Source organism: Paraburkholderia sp. RL17-383-BIF-A, assembly GCF_046028015.1.
Taxonomy (GTDB): domain Bacteria; phylum Pseudomonadota; class Gammaproteobacteria; order Burkholderiales; family Burkholderiaceae; genus Paraburkholderia.
In genome coordinates, this window is record NZ_JARESR010000008.1 from 81,260 (window position 1) to 96,698 (window position 15,439).

Genomic DNA, 15,439 nt, shown 5'->3' on the forward strand with positions numbered 1-15,439 from the left:
GTTACCTATATTTATACGTTCAGTTCTTCCAGCACGTAAGACCAATGCTTCAGGCCGGCTTCGATCGACGCAAACGCTTCTTCAAATTCGGCTTTGCTTTTCTGGTAAGGATCAGCCACGTCGAATTTCTGAAAGTGCCCCACTCGATAGGTTCGCCCTGTTGCGAATCTGTACGTGTCTTCGACCCTCTTCTTCTGCTCTGCGGACATCACCAGAATCATGTCCGCGGCCTTCACCATCGACCAGCCGAGTTGCCGGGCCACGTGCGTATCCAGACAGAGCCCTCGCTCCGTCACGACCGATCTGGCAAAAGGATCGGCCTTTTTCCCAATCAGCGCGTTTAAACCAGCTGAGCTGATATGAAGCCGTGGAAACAGATCGATGGCCAGCGCTTCGGCCATAGGGCTTCGGCAGATATTTCCCTCACAGACAATCAGAATGGAATGGACGCTCATTTCGTCACAATTGCTGCGGTTAGACCTGCGTTGATCGCTGGCAGGAGCAGGCTAAGGACACGGCTGAATCGGACAAGTCCGCTGCCATCCACATACACCACGTCCTTGGGTTGCAACTGGAATTCGTTCGCCAGAATCATTGAAACGGGTGATCGGGCATCCAGATGGAAGACTTCGGGATTAGTGCCCTGCGAACTGCGTATCACGTAGAGCTGAGCGGCGTCGGCAGAATTCGAGTTGATACTTCCCGCCTGAGCCAGCGCTTCACTCAGTGTCAACGCGCCGGTTCTCAGCGGATAGGCGGTAGACGGCTTATTCACTTCGCCCATGACGTAGACGCCGCTTTCGTCTCGCGAGACCACTCGCAACAGGTCCCCGTTCTGCAGCACGATTTTCGAAGGGTTCTCTCCGCGAGCGAGCATCTTCGCGAGATCCAATTGATAGGAGACACCGTCGCGCACCAGTATCAGGCGGCTCTGGTCAGCGCTATCAGCGAGGCCGCCTGCTCGAGTAATCGCCTCGTAGAGCGTCATCGGGATGTCGGTTATGGACACGACACCGGGACTTCTGACCTGACCGTCTACGTAGACCTCTTTTGCACGGTAGGACGCCACCCTGACAGTGACCTGCGGATTCTCGAAAACGCGCTTCAACGCCGCGGCAATTCGATCCTGAGCTTCGCCTACCTGAAGACCACGGACAGCGATCTTCCCTGCGTACGGAAAGCGGACAGTACCGTCTCTTTCAATAATGAAGCCAGCTGCGGGATCGGTACTGCGCTGCACGTTTGTCTGGGTCTGCTGCATGCCTTGCGCGACTGCGAGTTCAGGATGATCCCAAACCGTAATCTGCAGTACGTCACCGACTCCGAGCGTATAGCCGGACGTGTTCGAAAACAGCTTATTGCTTTCGACCGCGGTGGGTTGCCCCACTTCATCACGCATCTTCCTGATCAATGCGGTATTGATGTCGACTATCGGAACCTGGAGGTCGACCGGCGGAGTCTGTGCGTCGCCACTTGTCAGCGGCAACGTTGGAGGTGTTGTCATTCGCATTCCGGGGGCAACCGAGCACGCCGACAGAATGACGCTTGCAGCCAGTCCGGACAGCAATTGATAACCGCGACGGCAATCAGTTTCTTTACAGCGACTGACCCACTTCCAAAATAATGCCATCAGATAATCCTTCAAATTCTTTTTCATTGATTTCGAATTCGGCGGCAGCGTCAACTGCAAAAAAATTCGCACGATCTCCCTGCGAATCGTGTATGAAAATTGGTGTTGCCGTCTTTCGGGTTGCGGTCTGATTGACCAGCGGATTTCCGTGGAATCGTCACCGAAACCTCGCCATGACTGCAGTACACGCCGGCAGGCTTGTGTTTCCATGCCGCTGCGAAGACCACGCACTGAAGTAGATAAAATTCGTTCGAGTGGCTGACGTGTTAATAGGCGTTACTGCTCGCCAGCCCCTTTACCATCGTCGCAATCACGATCCGCATGTCCAAACCAAACGACCAGTTCTGCAGGTAGTAGAGATCATGCTCGACTCGTTTCTGCATTTTCTCGAGTCGGTCGGTCTCCCCCCTGAACCCATTTACCTGCGCCCAACCAGTGATACCAGGTTTAATCCGATAGCGATGGATATAGCCGTCAACAACCTTTTTATACATCTCGTCATGTTCGATCGCATGCGGCCTTGGCCCGACCACTGACATTTCGCCGCGCAGCACGTTGAAGAATTGCGGCAGCTCATCGAGACTAGTCCGGCGCAGAAGCGCACCTACTCGCGTGATGCGCGGATCGCCCTTGGTGGCCTGAGTGACGACGCCCGCTTTCTCAGCATGAGCACGCATGGACCGGAACTTATAGATGCGAAACACCTGTCCATCAGCCCCCTTCCGGTATTGCGTAAAGAAGACCGGGCCGCGCGACGAGCACTTCACCGCGATCGCGATGATCAGCAACAAGGGTGTCAGCGCGAGTAGCGCCAGCGCTGCGAACAACCGGTCGAAGATCTCTTTCTGTACCATTGCCCGAGCGGGCAGCGGCGACGCAACCAGGCTGATCGCCGGCGAGCCGATCAGATCCACTACGCCGGCGTCGAACAACGCCATGCTGCGCACATCCGGAATGAAACGGATGTTCACCAGATCACCACGAAATTCGTTGACGAAACGGAGCATGGTCTGGGCTTCCGACAACGGCAAAGCCAGCCAGATCTCCTTAATCGCGTTTTTTCTAACGTGTTCGGAGAACTCGTCGAAGTTCTTGAATACCGGAATGCTCTTGGGCGCGAAGACTTCGCTTGCGCCGACCTCGAATAGAGCCGACATGCGAAATCCGCTTGCCGGAATCGCCTGCACCTTACTCACAACATCCTTGCAATGAGACCCGCCGCCTACCACAGCGACGTTGCGCAAGTTCATACCAGCGTGGCGCATGCTACGCAGCACCGAATGCAGCACCAACCGCGACCCAATCAAGCCAGCCGCGCTCGTCGCGGTCCAATAGATGAACCAGAGCCGCGAGATCATATCCGTGCGATGAACGGAGAACATCAGAACGAGCCCACCCGCCTGGACCAGCAGCCAGGCCAACGAGACCTGCCCCGTCAGCCGCCACAATGAGCGACCGCGCCACGATTCATAAAGTCCGAATGCCGGGAACGACACCAGAGCAAGCGCGACCGAGAACGTAATGAATGCGCCATCCACCCGAGTCTGAACGAGATCTTCAAAGCGAATGTGCGACGCCAGAAGTGCGCCCGCCACGATCAGAATCACGTCGACAAGCCGCGCCAATAACCCCTGTAATCCGAGCATGTTGTGATCTCCCCGCCAGAAGGTGGACAGCGTGCGTAACCGAAGTGTCACGCCCGCCCGTATGTATCATCAAGACGAACAATGTCGTCTTCACCGAGATACGGCCCGGACTGAACTTCGATCAATTCGAGCGGCAGCTTCCCCGGGTTCTCGAGTCGATGCGTCACGCCCAATGGAATGAAAGTCGACTGGTTCTCGCTCAACAGAAATTCTTCGTCCCCACGCGTGACCAAAGCAGTGCCACTCACCACGATCCAATGCTCGGCGCGGTGGTGATGCAGTTGCAGCGACAGGCGACCGCCGGGATTGACCAGGATCCGCTTGACCTGGAAGCGCTCGCCATGATCGACCGAATCGTAATAACCCCACGGGCGTCGAACCTTGCGATGAACCTCGGCTTCAGGGGCCTGCAATGCCCGCATCCGGCTGACCACGCTCTTCACTTCCTGAACACGGGAACGGTCGACCACCAGCACGGCGTCGTCCGTTTCAACCACCACCACGTTGCTCACGCCAACGCATGCGATCAGACGCTTCTCCGAACGAGCGAAGCTGGACGTGGCCCCCTCGAAAACGACCCGACCATGGGAAGCATTTCCGTCACCGTCTTTCTCTAGTGCATCCCAGACCGCATCCCACGAACCGAGGTCGGACCAGCCCGCGCTGAGCGGCACTACGACACCTTCCGCCATGCCTTGTTGCGCCCCGAGGTGTTCCATCACCGCGTAGTCGATCGAGTCGGCCGGGCACGACTTGAATGCTTCAGCGCCCGGCCTGAAGAACGAAGCGTCGCTGGAACCCTGCGCCTGCGCTTGAAGACACGCGTCATACATTGCCGGTTGGAGGCGCTTGAGCGTCGCAAGCCATACACTCGCGCGCAAAACAAAGATGCCGCTGTTCCACCAGTACTGACCCGACGCCACGTATTGGGCAGCGATCTCCGCTGCGGGTTTTTCGACGAAACGCTCGATGCGATGCGCCTCGCCACTAATCTCGTCGCCAAGCTTGATATAGCCGAAGCCCGTCTCGGCACGCGTGGGCGGCACGCCCAGTGCCACGATCGCACCGCGCTCGGCGTGCTCTGCGGCTTGAGCGACTGCCACCTGGAAAGCAGCGACGTCGACGATCGCGTGGTCCGCCGGCATGACCAGCACAATCGCATCATCTCCATCCGCGCACGCAGTCGTGGTCGCCAACGTCAGTGCAGGTGCAGTATCGCGACGAGCCGGTTCCACCACGATGCGCGCCTCGACACCCCGTTCACGCAACTGTTCCGCCGTCACGAAACGGTGCTCCTCTCCACAGATAACAATCGGAGCACCCACCAATCGCCCGTGCGCGCCGAAACCTTTCATCCGCTGCACGGTAGCTTGCAGCAGCGATTCCGAACCGAGTACGTCAATTAGCTGCTTCGGATACTGCTCACGCGAAATGGGCCACAGCCGTGAACCGGCGCCACCTGCGAGCACCACCGGAACAAGCCGGACGGACGCCGCGGAGAACTCCTGTTCCGTCGGAACCGACCTGCTGTCACCAGCGCGCACAACAGCTTCATCCGTTGAGGTGTTCAGCATATGCAGTCCTATTCGTAGTTCCGGCTTGAACAGATTCACAGAGCATTTTTTTCTTTGCATCAGTCACTTCTTGTCACTCAACCGCTGATTCCAGTCAACACTCAAGCACTCGGTTACGCGAGCATTTAGACAGCAGATCAAACAATGCGATGCCATACCCTTCGTGTACTGGTCATCGTGATCCAGCAACGGGGGTAGTTCGTGGTTCCAAAAAAAGGGACTTGCCCATCGTCACGACAGCGTCGGCGGTGGGCTTACCGATGTGGTGTTCGTGGCGTCTCCAGCCACTTCCGGCTTCCGCCCGCCTATCGCGCGAGCGAGTTCAACTTGAAGGCCGAACCTGCTTTTGCATCCGTTCGCGATCGTCCGGCTAACGACCTGCCCCAATCCAATCGGTCAATGCTCATTTCTCTTTCACTGATAACGCTGTTAGTGGTCGTGTTATCAGCAAGAAAATCGAGATTTCCCTTTCGTATTTCGGGTGTCGCCCCAACCGCTCACTTTCTACAAGTACCCCGACCTCAGTTGCAGTGCATCATACATAGGCCATCTTCTGACTTTGAGCGACTGACGGAAAACGCCAACATGTTGGCGTTTTAGCCCATTCGCTTGCCATGCCCTGAATCAGGCACCATCCCGATCTCACGAATGCATCCATGTATTGGCAAGAGGAAGCTGCAAATCCCGGAAGCAATCGCTTTTTCCGCACTTCAAAATTTCCTCTCGCGCCATCTTATGGATCGCAAGATTCCTCGGTGGCCGGTGCGTTTTAGCGAGTTATCCATGCAGGTCATGGCCCACATTCTGGCCGTCCGGCGCCAATTCTATTGGCGACTGCAGACAAGAGAAGGCCGCAGAAAGACCTCTCAGCGACGGCCTTTAAGGGAACGATAGAGCCGCGGTCAGAGACCCAATTCCAATCAACACGCCGAGAATTGCCCATAGCCGCAAGCGGATCATGAGCCTCGCCCGCGATGCTTCCCAGTTCCCACGCGCCCGATGCGGCTGAAACTCAAGAAATATCAATGTCTGGAAGTGCCGGCGCCCAACCTTCAACGCGGAAAACACGCTGAAAAGCAGGTAGGCGATCGCCCCACCGAAGCAGAGATTTGCGAGAATCGAAAGGACAATTACCATATATTTCACCAACTTAGAACCAGCGATTGAGGTTCTTGAAGACTAGCGGCCGGCGCGTCCCGTTTCATGACAAACATTTGGCCGTATCCGTCTTATTCATTCATAGTCCAGATATGCTTCGCGCTCACTGCGCATAACACGATCATCCTTCGTCGCACGAACGCCGAGCCGACATCCGTTTCCTAAACGCATCCGTCAAAGATGTGGCTCAATCCGCCAAAGGGAACATAGCTCTCCGCAGTGGTGTGTACAGTACGGTAGCCAGCAGGCCCGTATGAGAGGACGCCTTGTCCTGCCCCACCGTGGCACAAGGATTTGGCTACGCGCTCATGACCGCGTCATCATCTCAACAGCGGCCAGCTCGCCGCCTTTTCACCGCATAGAGATTCACATGTTAGAACCGACTATCGACTCCCTGCACGGCCAGATCCTCGCTCTGCTCAGCTTCCAGAGCTCGCTTCTCGATGTTTTGCCCGCCGAGCAACGCGCGATTCTCACCGGCGCTTTCATTTCGTCTCTGGAAGCAAATCGGAAAAACATGACCGCGCTTGCCAATAGCGACGCGACGGTCAATGCATTTGATAGAACCGCTGCAGCGCTTCTCGCGTTGATCTAGCGCATTCCTTGCAATAGCCGATGCCCTAATCCGCGTCGCACCAAAACTGGTGTTCGGTGCATTTGTATGCTGACGTGACCTGCAGCCTGCAGGCTTGGTGAACGGCGACTACCACGGGAGACCGATAGTCGAGATGCCCTGAACCGACGAATGCCTCCGCAAGGGCCTTGGCGTCGAACAACTGCTTCGATTCACGCAACATTTTCGCTGCGAGTGCTTCCGAACGGCCGGCCAACGATACGCGCGCCAGCAGATCAAGCGGGCCATTCACATACATCCACAAATGTGTGAATTCGGCTGCGTGCTCGGCGGTCAGCCATTTTCCGGTTAGATGATGCCTCAACAATTGAGACACGACGAGATAGGTTAGAAGTTCAGTACAAGAACGAGTGTCGGCGTAATTTGACCAGGACATGTCGAGTCAGTGGAATTAGCTAGGTCGCACATGCGGCGTGCAGCGAGTTACTCTGTTGCGAGGGTTCGCATTCCTTTCAACCGCCCTGCCTGTGAAAGACGATCTCTCCGGGCAGATTCGCCACACACGCGACGAAGATTTCGATCACCACCTGGGAGCGCCAGTCCAGCCTCACGCCGCAAAAGAACATGCGCGCCAGACTGCGTGCGTCGAACCGCTCCGGCGAGGTTCGCTCGAGTTGCTCGGCCAGCCGTTGCGTACGGCATGCCAGCGTCACACGCTGCAGCCAATCGGCGCGACGGCCATTCAGGCGCAGCCACAGTCGAGTGGATTCGATCAGTTGGCCAGGCTTCAACCACTGGCCGGTTTTCTGGCGTGCGACCAGTTGTAACGCAACCAGATAGGCGAGCAGTTCCGTACGCGCCTGAAGATCTAATTCGAGCAGACGGTTCATTATTGGTGACTTAAGTGGACGCGCCCAGTTGGTCGCGTGCTTTTGGAAATGAGCATGGCGCCCCGGGTATGCAATGGATGAAGCCGACCCACTCCACCGCCTACGGGTAAATGCCTAACGCCAGCCGGATTTGTTATCACGCGACGGATAGTCCTATGGACAATCTGATCGGGTCCGCCAAAACATTGAGGGATTCCGCCGAGCTTCGAAATTCGCGGGTGAGGGGTCGGGACTTTGCCGATCACACAACCTGGCATCGCACGATGCCGATCGGCTCCCCTTGCCGAAATACGCAAATGGCGTATCACACCAAACTTTTGGCGATCAAGGATAAACGGCCACTTGTAAGATTAACGGCTTAACAGATAGGTACTCCCGCGATGTGGTTTCCGGGGGCTCATCAGAACTGGCCTCCAATCCGTTTCGCAGGCAATCGATATGGATAACGGCGCACCGAAGGCGCCGTCCAGTGGCTGCCCGCTGCCGAGATCGACAGTACACACGCGGCGCTATCGCACAGAACGAACAGCACCTCCCGCAGAACGCCATGCAGGGTGTCCGCAATTCTTCATCCTATTCGTCACAATGGCAATCCAGGTCAAGCACACGGCAATTCGCGACGTCAAACTGATCGAGCCACGCATTGTTCACGATGCAAACGGCATTTCGTTCGACAGCTTCGATCAGGAGGAATTCGAGGAACACGTAGCGCGTGGCTATCGTTTTGTGCAGGAACGTCATACCGTTTACCCCCACAACGTATTGTGTGGTCTGCACTATCAGATTCAACGGCCACAGGGAAAGCTGGTGCGCGTCGTCAATGGAGAAGTCGTGAACGTCGCCGTCGATCTGCGCCGTTGGTCGCCCAGCTTCGGCCGTCATATCAGCGCGCGACTTTCGGCTGCCAACTGTCATCAGCTATGGATTCCGCCCGGCTTCGCGCACGGTTTTCTGGTGCTGTCCGACGTGGCGGAGGTTCTTGGCAAGACTACCGAACGCGGTTTAGCGGAGCACGAACGCACGCTGCAGTGGGACGACCCGGATATCGCTATTGAGTGGGATCTGGAAACGGCGCCGATCACGTCGGAGCGCGATTCCGTGGGTACTCGCTTCAGCATGGCTGAAGTGTACTGACAAGAGCCGCCATTCTCGCCTTGAACGCCCTTCCCGTTGAGCGATTACTGGTTCTCCCACTGCCGGTCTCACGAACCTGGGCGCGACCTCCTCAAGCCGGGTTGAAAGCGCGCTTGCTCGCACGGTACTCGGTCGGCGTCACGCCAAGATACCGGCGAAATACTTTCGAGAGTTGGCCGCCGCTGCCCATACCGCAACGTCGCGCGATCTTGTCGACAGGCAGATCCGTTTCCGACAGAAGGTGGCGACACCTATCGATACGAACGTAGAGAAGATAGTCTGACGGCGTCACGCCCATTTCCATCTTGAAGCGACGCAGGAAATTGCGCTCGCTCATCGCGACGAACTGCGCCGCTTCTTCAATCGTGATCGCCCTGCCGCAATTCATCTCCAGCCACTGCACCGAAGACTGAATTTTTTCGCTCACCACGCCGAGCACGTTTTTGTTTGGCGCGGCAGTAAACTGCGCCTCAAAGCGCAATCTGACCACTCCTGTGATCTCGCGCGCGACTTCTGCTCCAAGGTCTTCTTCAATTATCGTAAGTGCTCCACGCAGCGGAGTATTGGATCGGTGTGGAATCGACACTTTCAATCCGCGCTGGTCAATCGTATGAGCGTCTTCGCCAAGGCCGAATTTGCGGGACTTGCTCGGGAATTCGGCGGCATCCAGAAGCAACTGTCCTTCGGCAATTGGAAAAATCCTTTCGCTTCGCAAGTCGAGCCAGCGCAGCCATGCAATGAGACGCTCCTCGCTTAACATGTTTTGAACGCCGGCGCCGCCGGCAATGAAGAGTGCGTGAAAATCGTCAGCGCGACCGCGTGATTCGATACTGTCGGTCCAGACGAACACCGACGATGAACTCGCTATTCTTCCACCGCCTACCGAGAGCAAATGAACATCGTAGAGCGGGCCACCAATGCGCATGGAGGTACAGAATGCATTAGCCGACTGAAAGATTTCCGCTACCGTGGCGGCCTCCGGCAGCGCGAATCCATTGAAAAGAGTTATCCCGATGCGTTTCACCGAGCGAACGCCATGTAACACCTGAGGCTGAGCCGCATGGCGACTAGCACGGGAAAAGAAACCTGCCATCCAGCCATCCTCTGAAGATAATTGGCCGCCCACGGCTACATATGGGCCGTTTGGGAAATCGTACACAGGCGCTCTGCATAAAACTGATGGCTGGCTGTCCGGATGACCGTGCTTCTGCTGATCCAATTGGCGGGTCGGATTCGGTCGCCCACGTGCGGATTCTTACCGTGCAAGCGAGCACCGAGTCCGGACACGCTGACGATTTCACAACGGCGACAGAGACAGATACTCATCGAGGTACTCACGAAACTCGGCACCGACCTCAGGATGGCGCATCGCGAATTCCACTGTGGCCTTCAGATAGCCGATTTTGCTGCCGCAGTCAAAGCGTGTGCCGCGATACTTGTATGCCAGCACCTGCTCATCGGCGAGCAGCGACTCGATTGCATCTGTCAACTGGAGTTCGCCACCGGCTCCCGGCTTGATTGCGCGCAGATGTTTGAAAATGCGCGGCTTCAATACATATCGGCCCACAACCCCGAGGTTTGAAGGAGCCACGCTCGGCTCAGGCTTTTCAACAATGCCCGACATCTTGATGATCGACTTTTCCCATTCCTTGCCGTCGACGATTCCGTAGGACTTGGTATCCTGCGCCGGGATTTCCTCAACGCCAATCACCGAGCTATGGTAGTGATCGAACACCTCGATCATTTGCGTCAACACTGGGGGACTGCCGTATAGCAGGTCGTCCGCGAGAATCACCGCGAACGGGCTATCGCCAACCAGCTTCTCCGCGCAGAGCACCGCGTGCCCGAGGCCAAGCGCCTCCGGTTGGCGTACGTAAAAACAATCGACATGGCTGGGCTTGATGCTGCGTACCAACTGCAGCAGCTTGTCCTTGCCGCGCGCTTCCAGTTCCGCCTCCACCTCATACGACTTGTCGAAATGGTCTTCGATCGCGCGCTTGCTGCGACCCGTCACGAAAATCATTTCAGTGATGCCGGCGGCCATGGCCTCCTCGACGGCATATTGAATGAGAGGTTTATCGACAATCGGCAGCATCTCCTTTGGGCTCGCCTTCGTGGCAGGGAGAAATCGTGTGCCAAGACCCGCTACCGGAAATACTGCCTTCGTAACTTTTAGCATGAGGGACTCCGAGTGTCATTAATATGGCCAAATCGCGCGTGCTTGATCCCGACCCCACGGATAGGCACGCAAGGCGAGGCGCGTTCAACGGAATACGCCGAGGAAAAATGCGCGCAGGTCAACGCGTGAAGCCGGGACCGGTGGTTCGGCGGATGTTGCCGCTCACGCGGGTCGAAACAAAGAAGCGGGAGCATAAGGCTGAAGTGGGTCACTTAGCCGCGCATGGCGCAAGCGATTCGAATTTTGGCCGAACCGGCCCTGCTCAATGTATTTTCTCTCGATCAGTTCGCCGTCGCGCCGGTCTTTCCTTTGGCTCTCGACCGTTAATACAGCTTGAATTCAGGGATTTTCTCCAGCAATTATTAAGCCCTCGCACATCGCTTTAACATAAGCCAATTTGCCGAGCCTCGCTGTGCGCGGGCAATGAATATCGCCGAACTATCACGGCGCAAATTATTCACAACGAACACTGATTTTTTTGTCAGCAATCTGATTCGCGTCACTTTAACCAGAAAAGTCGAGGCATAACGAAAACCACGGGAATTTCCAAAAACAAACAATTTGAATTACTTCTACCATGGTCAATCAATGAAGACGGCGTGAAGAGGAACGCGATTCCGCGATCAAACCCGCTTGCGCATACGATACTCCGTGGGCGTTGTCGTTAGATGCTTGCGAAAGAGTTTCGCTAGCCGGCCGCCGCATCCAATGCCGCAATGGCGCGCCACCTTGTCGACTGGCAAATCAGTTTCGACAAGCAGGCGACAACTCATATCAAGCCGCACGTACAGCAAGTAATCGGACGGTGTCACACCCATTTCAATCTTGAAGCGCCTGAGAAAATTACGCTCGCTCATGCCCGCGATCTGCGCTGCCTCGTCGATCGAAATATGGCGTTGCCCGTTCGTTTCCAGCCATTTTGCCGATGCCTTGATCTTCTCGCTCACGCCAATCGAAGCACTCTTGCGCACAATCGCCGTAAACCTGGTATCCGCGGATGGCGCGACCCAGTCAGCTATCTGATGCGCAATCTCGGCGCCGAAATCTTCCTCGATCACCGCAATAGCTGTTCGAAACGGGCTGACGGAAGCGCTCGAAGAGCCTTTACCAGCGCCAGTCTGCGCGATTTCGCCCTCGCGTTCGCCGTCACCCCTGACACCGGCTGCGTGTCCGAAACCAGCGGCGTCGAGCAACGCTCGTCCTTCACCGATCGGGAATACCAGTTCCCCGCGCCCATGCGTCCGCCGAAGCCACGCAACCAGCTGTTCATCGCGCAGCGCATCGATCACGCCTTCGCCACCAGCAATAAACAAGGCGTGAAAGCGCTCTGACTCGCGCTGAGCTCCTATGCTTTCGGTCCAAACGAACACCGATGAAGAACTCGCGACCCTGCCTCCCGTTGCCGACAACAAACTCACGTCGTAACGCGTCTTGCCATACTGTTCCCCTTCGGTGAGCGCATTTGCCGACTGGAATACCTCCGCGATCGCTGCTGCCTCGGGAAGGGCGAAGCCGCCAAACAAAACGATACCGATACGTTTCGCGGTGCCGCTCTCTGGCAAAACGTGACGTACCATTGGGCTGTTGCGGTCAGCGACTGAAAAACACCCCATCAGATTTTCCCCGGAAATTGTTGTCCGCTTCGATTTGCTTTGAGTCTGACTAATTATGCGGATTGATCCTACATAAGGATGGTCTGCGACGTATTTTTCTGGCTGAATCGACCAAGATGTTGGCGGATATGATCAATCCTTTAGACAACATATAAGGCGATCACGCCAAAGCAATAAATTTAATAGCCTTATGAAAATAATCAGAAAAACGCAAAAAATAAATCAGGTTATTGAGAACACCAATATTTATATTTGACGCTTTCAATTTCATAAAGCATTGGATGAACACTTGAAGTCCGCGTGCGTGGCGGCCGCTCGCAACCAGCGTGGCATGCGCACCCCACGATCCTGTCGTGCCAATCGTCGCTAATCGCGCATAGTGGCTCGCCAATGCGGATCACGCTGAATTGGCAGGACTCCCTATAACAAAACTACCGAGCCACGTATGCAGTTTCCCTGGCAGCCACTCTACGAAATGACCACGCTCCTTGCCATGGGAACACTCTCATGAACGAGACGGGTACGCGCTGCAGCGAACGGTAGCGAAGAATGGTCGACAAGCATACGTGTCGACATAAATGCGTCACCGGGAACGGCGAGTCGTCCGCGGCTCTGTGACCGGTATCACACTCGAACGTCGAGGTCGTTTCCTGCCCGGAAGACACTTTCTCATGTCCCCCTCAGTCAACATTTTGACTCAATCCGCCATGCACATCCGCTGCCCGCATCGACCGACTAGACTGTGCTTTGGTCTTTCGAGGGGGCGCTTTTCCAAGGCAACCCCGCCCCTCGATTTCGCCTGCCGCGCTTCGGGCGGCAGGCTTTTTTTCTTGGACCCTTCTTTTGAGTTCGCTCGATTGGGTCGACGATGCATCAGCCAGCACTGCGCGCGCGTGCATCCAAGTGCTCAATTCGTGCCTCCTATATGGAAGTCACGAGCATCGGACTCGATACACGTAAACGGAACAGGTATGGACGAGAAGGTAACGTATGTGTACGAATACACGGGCGGCTTTGGTACTTACCGTACCACTGGGTCGCAGATGGCACATCTGCTTCCTCTTGTGGGAGACAACGTAACCATGGTGGTCGACGAACCAGGGTTCGATGGTGTTCTAAAGGTGAAGTCGCGGCTCTTTGAGTACGACAGGATGGGCTCATTGACTATCATTTTCAGTCTCTCCCATACAATCGCTTAAGATTCCCAATTACTCAGTCATCTTTGGAACAGAGCACATTAGCACCTGGAAAGATGAAGGTTGGTCTTATTAGATTTTTTGTAAGCGCACAAGAGCGCGCCGACTCGCACCTCAACCAACCCTCGCGTAATACAGATTCTGCGGATGCTTCGCCTCGGCAAAGAAAAACCAGCGTTCCGCGACCAGCCCCGCGTATTGCACGAAACACGCGGCGGCCAGCAAGCCGAGCGAAGCGCCGATCGAATGCAGGCTCGCGCCGAGCGCCATCAACACGACCGGCGCGACGAACGCCGTCGCCAGAAAACCCCATTTGACACCGCGCAGGGTGCGCGCCGATTTGCCGTGAAAGAACTCGCGCAGATTGAACGCACCGGCGGTAAAGCCACGCGACACCTGCACCAGCTTCGGATTGTGAATACCGGTGGCGCTCTGTACCGTCGACTTCGGCCGCAAGCGCGCATTGCGCATGAGCGATGCCGAGCGGCTCGCGCAACCGGCGAGCGTCAACCCGCACGCGCACACGGCGAGCCCCGCGGTCAGCGCGGGCGCGAGCCACGCGCTCAACGCTGTCGCCAGCGTGAAGCCCGAAGCGCAACCGAGCAGCGCGAAGTTGACCAGCGTGAGCGGCGTGGCCCATTCCTGCAGAAAGCGCAAACACGCGTAGATCATCGCCGTACAGACGAACAGCACCGCGCTCGCCAGCACACCGAGCCAGCCTATCGCCAGCGCCCATGGTGATGCAAACGCATGGGCGACGCCGTAGAAAAAGGCGCAAGCGAGAAACGCCGGTAGGCACAGACATTCGCGCGACAGCCACGAGGTTCGCCACATGGCGATCGCGCGCCATGCACGTTCCGGATGGCCAAGATGGAAGAACGATGCGAGCAGGCCGAGTGCGCCCAATATTACCGACACGGCCGCGCCGGTGATATAGAACGGATCGGTGGGCGACGCGAGCAGGCCGAGATGCGCGGCCGTTTCCACGCCGACGAGCGCAATCAGCAAGCCCTGCGCCGCGCCGCTCAAGGTGGTGAGGAAAACCACGGAGAATGCGGGGTTCATCGTGAGGTCCTATCGGTGTTTCAGATGCGCGTCGCCATCGACGCAAGATGCAACTCACCGCGCTCGATTTGCGCGTCGAGCGATTCCGGCGATTGGACCGGCTCCGACATCGAGCCGGACGATTTGCACGAGCACGAATCGCTGCCACAACCCGCGGCCTGCGTCGGCACGCGCGGCAAATAATGGTTTGCCGGCCGCGTGTTCCACTCAGGCATCAACTGATAGCCGCCGCGCTCCTCGATGGCTTTCGACACCACCGAGTCCGGGTCGTGAATATCGCCGAACAGCCGCGCGGAGGTCGGGCATGCGAGCACGCACGCCGGCTGGCGGTCACGTTCGGACAGATTCTCATCGTGGATCCGATCGACGCACAGCGTGCACTTCGTCATCTCCTTGCGGCTTTCGTCGAGTTCACGCGCGCCGTACGGGCACGCCCACGCGCAATATTTGCAGCCGATACAGCGGTCGAAATCCACCAGCACGAGCCCGTCTTCCTTGCGCTTATAGCTCGCGCCGGTCGGACAGACCGGCACGCACGGCGGGTCCTCGCAGTGCAGACAGGACTTCGGAAAGTGGATCGTCTCGGCGTTGGGAAAGCTGCCGGCTTCGAAGCTCTGCACCCGGTTGAAGAAAGTGCCGGAGGGATCGGCGTCGTACGGATTGAGGTCGGCGAGGCTGCCCGACTCACCCGAGGTATTCCACTCCTTGCAACTCGTCACGCAAGCATGGCACCCCACGCACACGTTCAGGTCGATCACCAATGCCATCTGTGTCATCAAA

The 15,439-nt window shown here is 56.8% G+C and carries 13 protein-coding genes; 2 read left to right on the top strand and 11 right to left on the bottom strand.

The window, feature by feature from the left end:
* Positions 1-11 precede the first annotated feature (11 nt).
* Genes P0D71_RS11960 through P0D71_RS11975 form a run of 4 tightly spaced genes read right to left on the bottom strand, consistent with a single transcriptional unit; the run spans position 12 to position 4,850 of the window.
* Positions 12-455: a low molecular weight protein-tyrosine-phosphatase gene (locus tag P0D71_RS11960; protein WP_091801831.1), complete on the bottom strand. Its 444-nt coding sequence runs from the start codon at positions 453-455 to the stop codon at positions 12-14.
* Positions 452-1,840: a polysaccharide biosynthesis/export family protein gene (locus P0D71_RS11965; protein WP_459252301.1), complete on the bottom strand. Its 1,389-nt coding sequence runs from the start codon at positions 1,838-1,840 to the stop codon at positions 452-454. Before P0D71_RS11965 ends, P0D71_RS11960 begins: the two co-directional genes overlap by 4 nt.
* Before the next feature lie 56 nt (positions 1,841-1,896).
* On the bottom strand, positions 1,897-3,276 hold the full coding sequence (locus P0D71_RS11970; protein ID WP_091801834.1) for an undecaprenyl-phosphate glucose phosphotransferase: 1,380 nt from the start codon (positions 3,274-3,276) through the stop codon (positions 1,897-1,899).
* 47 nt (positions 3,277-3,323) lie between these two features.
* On the bottom strand, positions 3,324-4,850 hold the full coding sequence (locus P0D71_RS11975) for a mannose-1-phosphate guanylyltransferase/mannose-6-phosphate isomerase (RefSeq protein ID WP_408480170.1): 1,527 nt from the start codon (positions 4,848-4,850) through the stop codon (positions 3,324-3,326).
* Positions 4,851-6,261: 1,411 nt separating this feature from the next.
* Here P0D71_RS11975 and P0D71_RS11980 point away from each other — a divergent pair.
* Complete coding sequence (locus P0D71_RS11980) at positions 6,262-6,603, top strand: hypothetical protein (RefSeq protein ID WP_408480172.1); 342 nt, start codon at positions 6,262-6,264, stop codon at positions 6,601-6,603.
* A 25-nt stretch (positions 6,604-6,628) separates the two neighbouring features.
* Here the strand turns inward: P0D71_RS11980 and P0D71_RS11985 are convergent, their stop codons facing one another.
* Positions 6,629-7,018 carry a hypothetical protein gene (locus P0D71_RS11985; RefSeq protein WP_408480174.1) on the bottom strand — a complete coding sequence of 130 codons (390 nt, stop codon included), beginning with the start codon at positions 7,016-7,018 and terminating at the stop codon, positions 6,629-6,631.
* 76 nt (positions 7,019-7,094) lie between these two features.
* Positions 7,095-7,472 carry a hypothetical protein gene (locus P0D71_RS11990; protein ID WP_091801846.1) on the bottom strand — a complete coding sequence of 126 codons (378 nt, stop codon included), beginning with the start codon at positions 7,470-7,472 and terminating at the stop codon, positions 7,095-7,097.
* A gap of 585 nt (positions 7,473-8,057) precedes the next feature.
* On the opposite strand from P0D71_RS11990, the gene rfbC reads away from it, so the two are divergent.
* Positions 8,058-8,606, top strand: a complete 549-nt coding sequence (rfbC, locus tag P0D71_RS11995; RefSeq protein WP_408480296.1) for a dTDP-4-dehydrorhamnose 3,5-epimerase — start codon at positions 8,058-8,060, stop codon at positions 8,604-8,606.
* A gap of 91 nt (positions 8,607-8,697) precedes the next feature.
* Here the strand turns inward: rfbC and P0D71_RS12000 are convergent, their stop codons facing one another.
* From P0D71_RS12000 to P0D71_RS12020, 5 genes are all read right to left on the bottom strand, one after another.
* Positions 8,698-9,699, bottom strand: a complete 1,002-nt coding sequence (locus P0D71_RS12000) for a GlxA family transcriptional regulator (RefSeq protein ID WP_091801851.1) — start codon at positions 9,697-9,699, stop codon at positions 8,698-8,700.
* 204 nt (positions 9,700-9,903) lie between these two features.
* Positions 9,904-10,785, bottom strand: coding sequence for a UTP--glucose-1-phosphate uridylyltransferase GalU (galU, locus tag P0D71_RS12005; RefSeq protein ID WP_091801853.1), 882 nt, complete (start codon positions 10,783-10,785; stop codon positions 9,904-9,906).
* 623 nt (positions 10,786-11,408) lie between these two features.
* The gene (locus tag P0D71_RS12010) at positions 11,409-12,398 is read right to left on the bottom strand and encodes a GlxA family transcriptional regulator (protein ID WP_408480176.1); all 990 of its coding nucleotides are present in this window, start codon (positions 12,396-12,398) and stop codon (positions 11,409-11,411) included.
* A gap of 1,310 nt (positions 12,399-13,708) precedes the next feature.
* Positions 13,709-14,659 (bottom strand): dimethyl sulfoxide reductase anchor subunit family protein, encoded by a 951-nt coding sequence (locus P0D71_RS12015; protein WP_408301302.1) that lies wholly within the window; start codon positions 14,657-14,659, stop codon positions 13,709-13,711.
* A 20-nt stretch (positions 14,660-14,679) separates the two neighbouring features.
* Positions 14,680-15,435, bottom strand: a complete 756-nt coding sequence (locus P0D71_RS12020; RefSeq protein ID WP_408186945.1) for a 4Fe-4S dicluster domain-containing protein — start codon at positions 15,433-15,435, stop codon at positions 14,680-14,682.
* Between the last annotated feature and the right edge of the window lie 4 nt (positions 15,436-15,439).

Excerpts from the sequence above, each read along its gene's own strand:
- P0D71_RS11965 (WP_459252301.1), bottom strand. The coding sequence starts at position 1,840 with ATGGAAACACAAGCCTGCCGGCGTGTACTGCAGTCATGGCGAGGTTTC.
- P0D71_RS12010 (WP_408480176.1), bottom strand. The coding sequence starts at position 12,398 with ATGGGGTGTTTTTCAGTCGCTGACCGCAACAGCCCAATGGTACGTCAC.
- P0D71_RS11985 (WP_408480174.1), bottom strand. The coding sequence starts at position 7,018 with ATGTCCTGGTCAAATTACGCCGACACTCGTTCTTGTACTGAACTTCTA.
- P0D71_RS11960 (WP_091801831.1), bottom strand. The coding sequence starts at position 455 with ATGAGCGTCCATTCCATTCTGATTGTCTGTGAGGGAAATATCTGCCGA.
- P0D71_RS12015 (WP_408301302.1), bottom strand. The coding sequence starts at position 14,659 with ATGAACCCCGCATTCTCCGTGGTTTTCCTCACCACCTTGAGCGGCGCG.
- P0D71_RS11990 (WP_091801846.1), bottom strand. The coding sequence starts at position 7,472 with ATGAACCGTCTGCTCGAATTAGATCTTCAGGCGCGTACGGAACTGCTC.
- P0D71_RS11970 (WP_091801834.1), bottom strand. The coding sequence starts at position 3,276 with ATGCTCGGATTACAGGGGTTATTGGCGCGGCTTGTCGACGTGATTCTG.
- P0D71_RS12000 (WP_091801851.1), bottom strand. The coding sequence starts at position 9,699 with ATGGCAGGTTTCTTTTCCCGTGCTAGTCGCCATGCGGCTCAGCCTCAG.
- rfbC (WP_408480296.1), top strand. The coding sequence starts at position 8,058 with ATGGCAATCCAGGTCAAGCACACGGCAATTCGCGACGTCAAACTGATC.
- P0D71_RS11975 (WP_408480170.1), bottom strand. The coding sequence starts at position 4,850 with ATGCTGAACACCTCAACGGATGAAGCTGTTGTGCGCGCTGGTGACAGC.
- galU (WP_091801853.1), bottom strand. The coding sequence starts at position 10,785 with ATGCTAAAAGTTACGAAGGCAGTATTTCCGGTAGCGGGTCTTGGCACA.
- P0D71_RS11980 (WP_408480172.1), top strand. The coding sequence starts at position 6,262 with ATGAGAGGACGCCTTGTCCTGCCCCACCGTGGCACAAGGATTTGGCTA.
- P0D71_RS12020 (WP_408186945.1), bottom strand. The coding sequence starts at position 15,435 with ATGACACAGATGGCATTGGTGATCGACCTGAACGTGTGCGTGGGGTGC.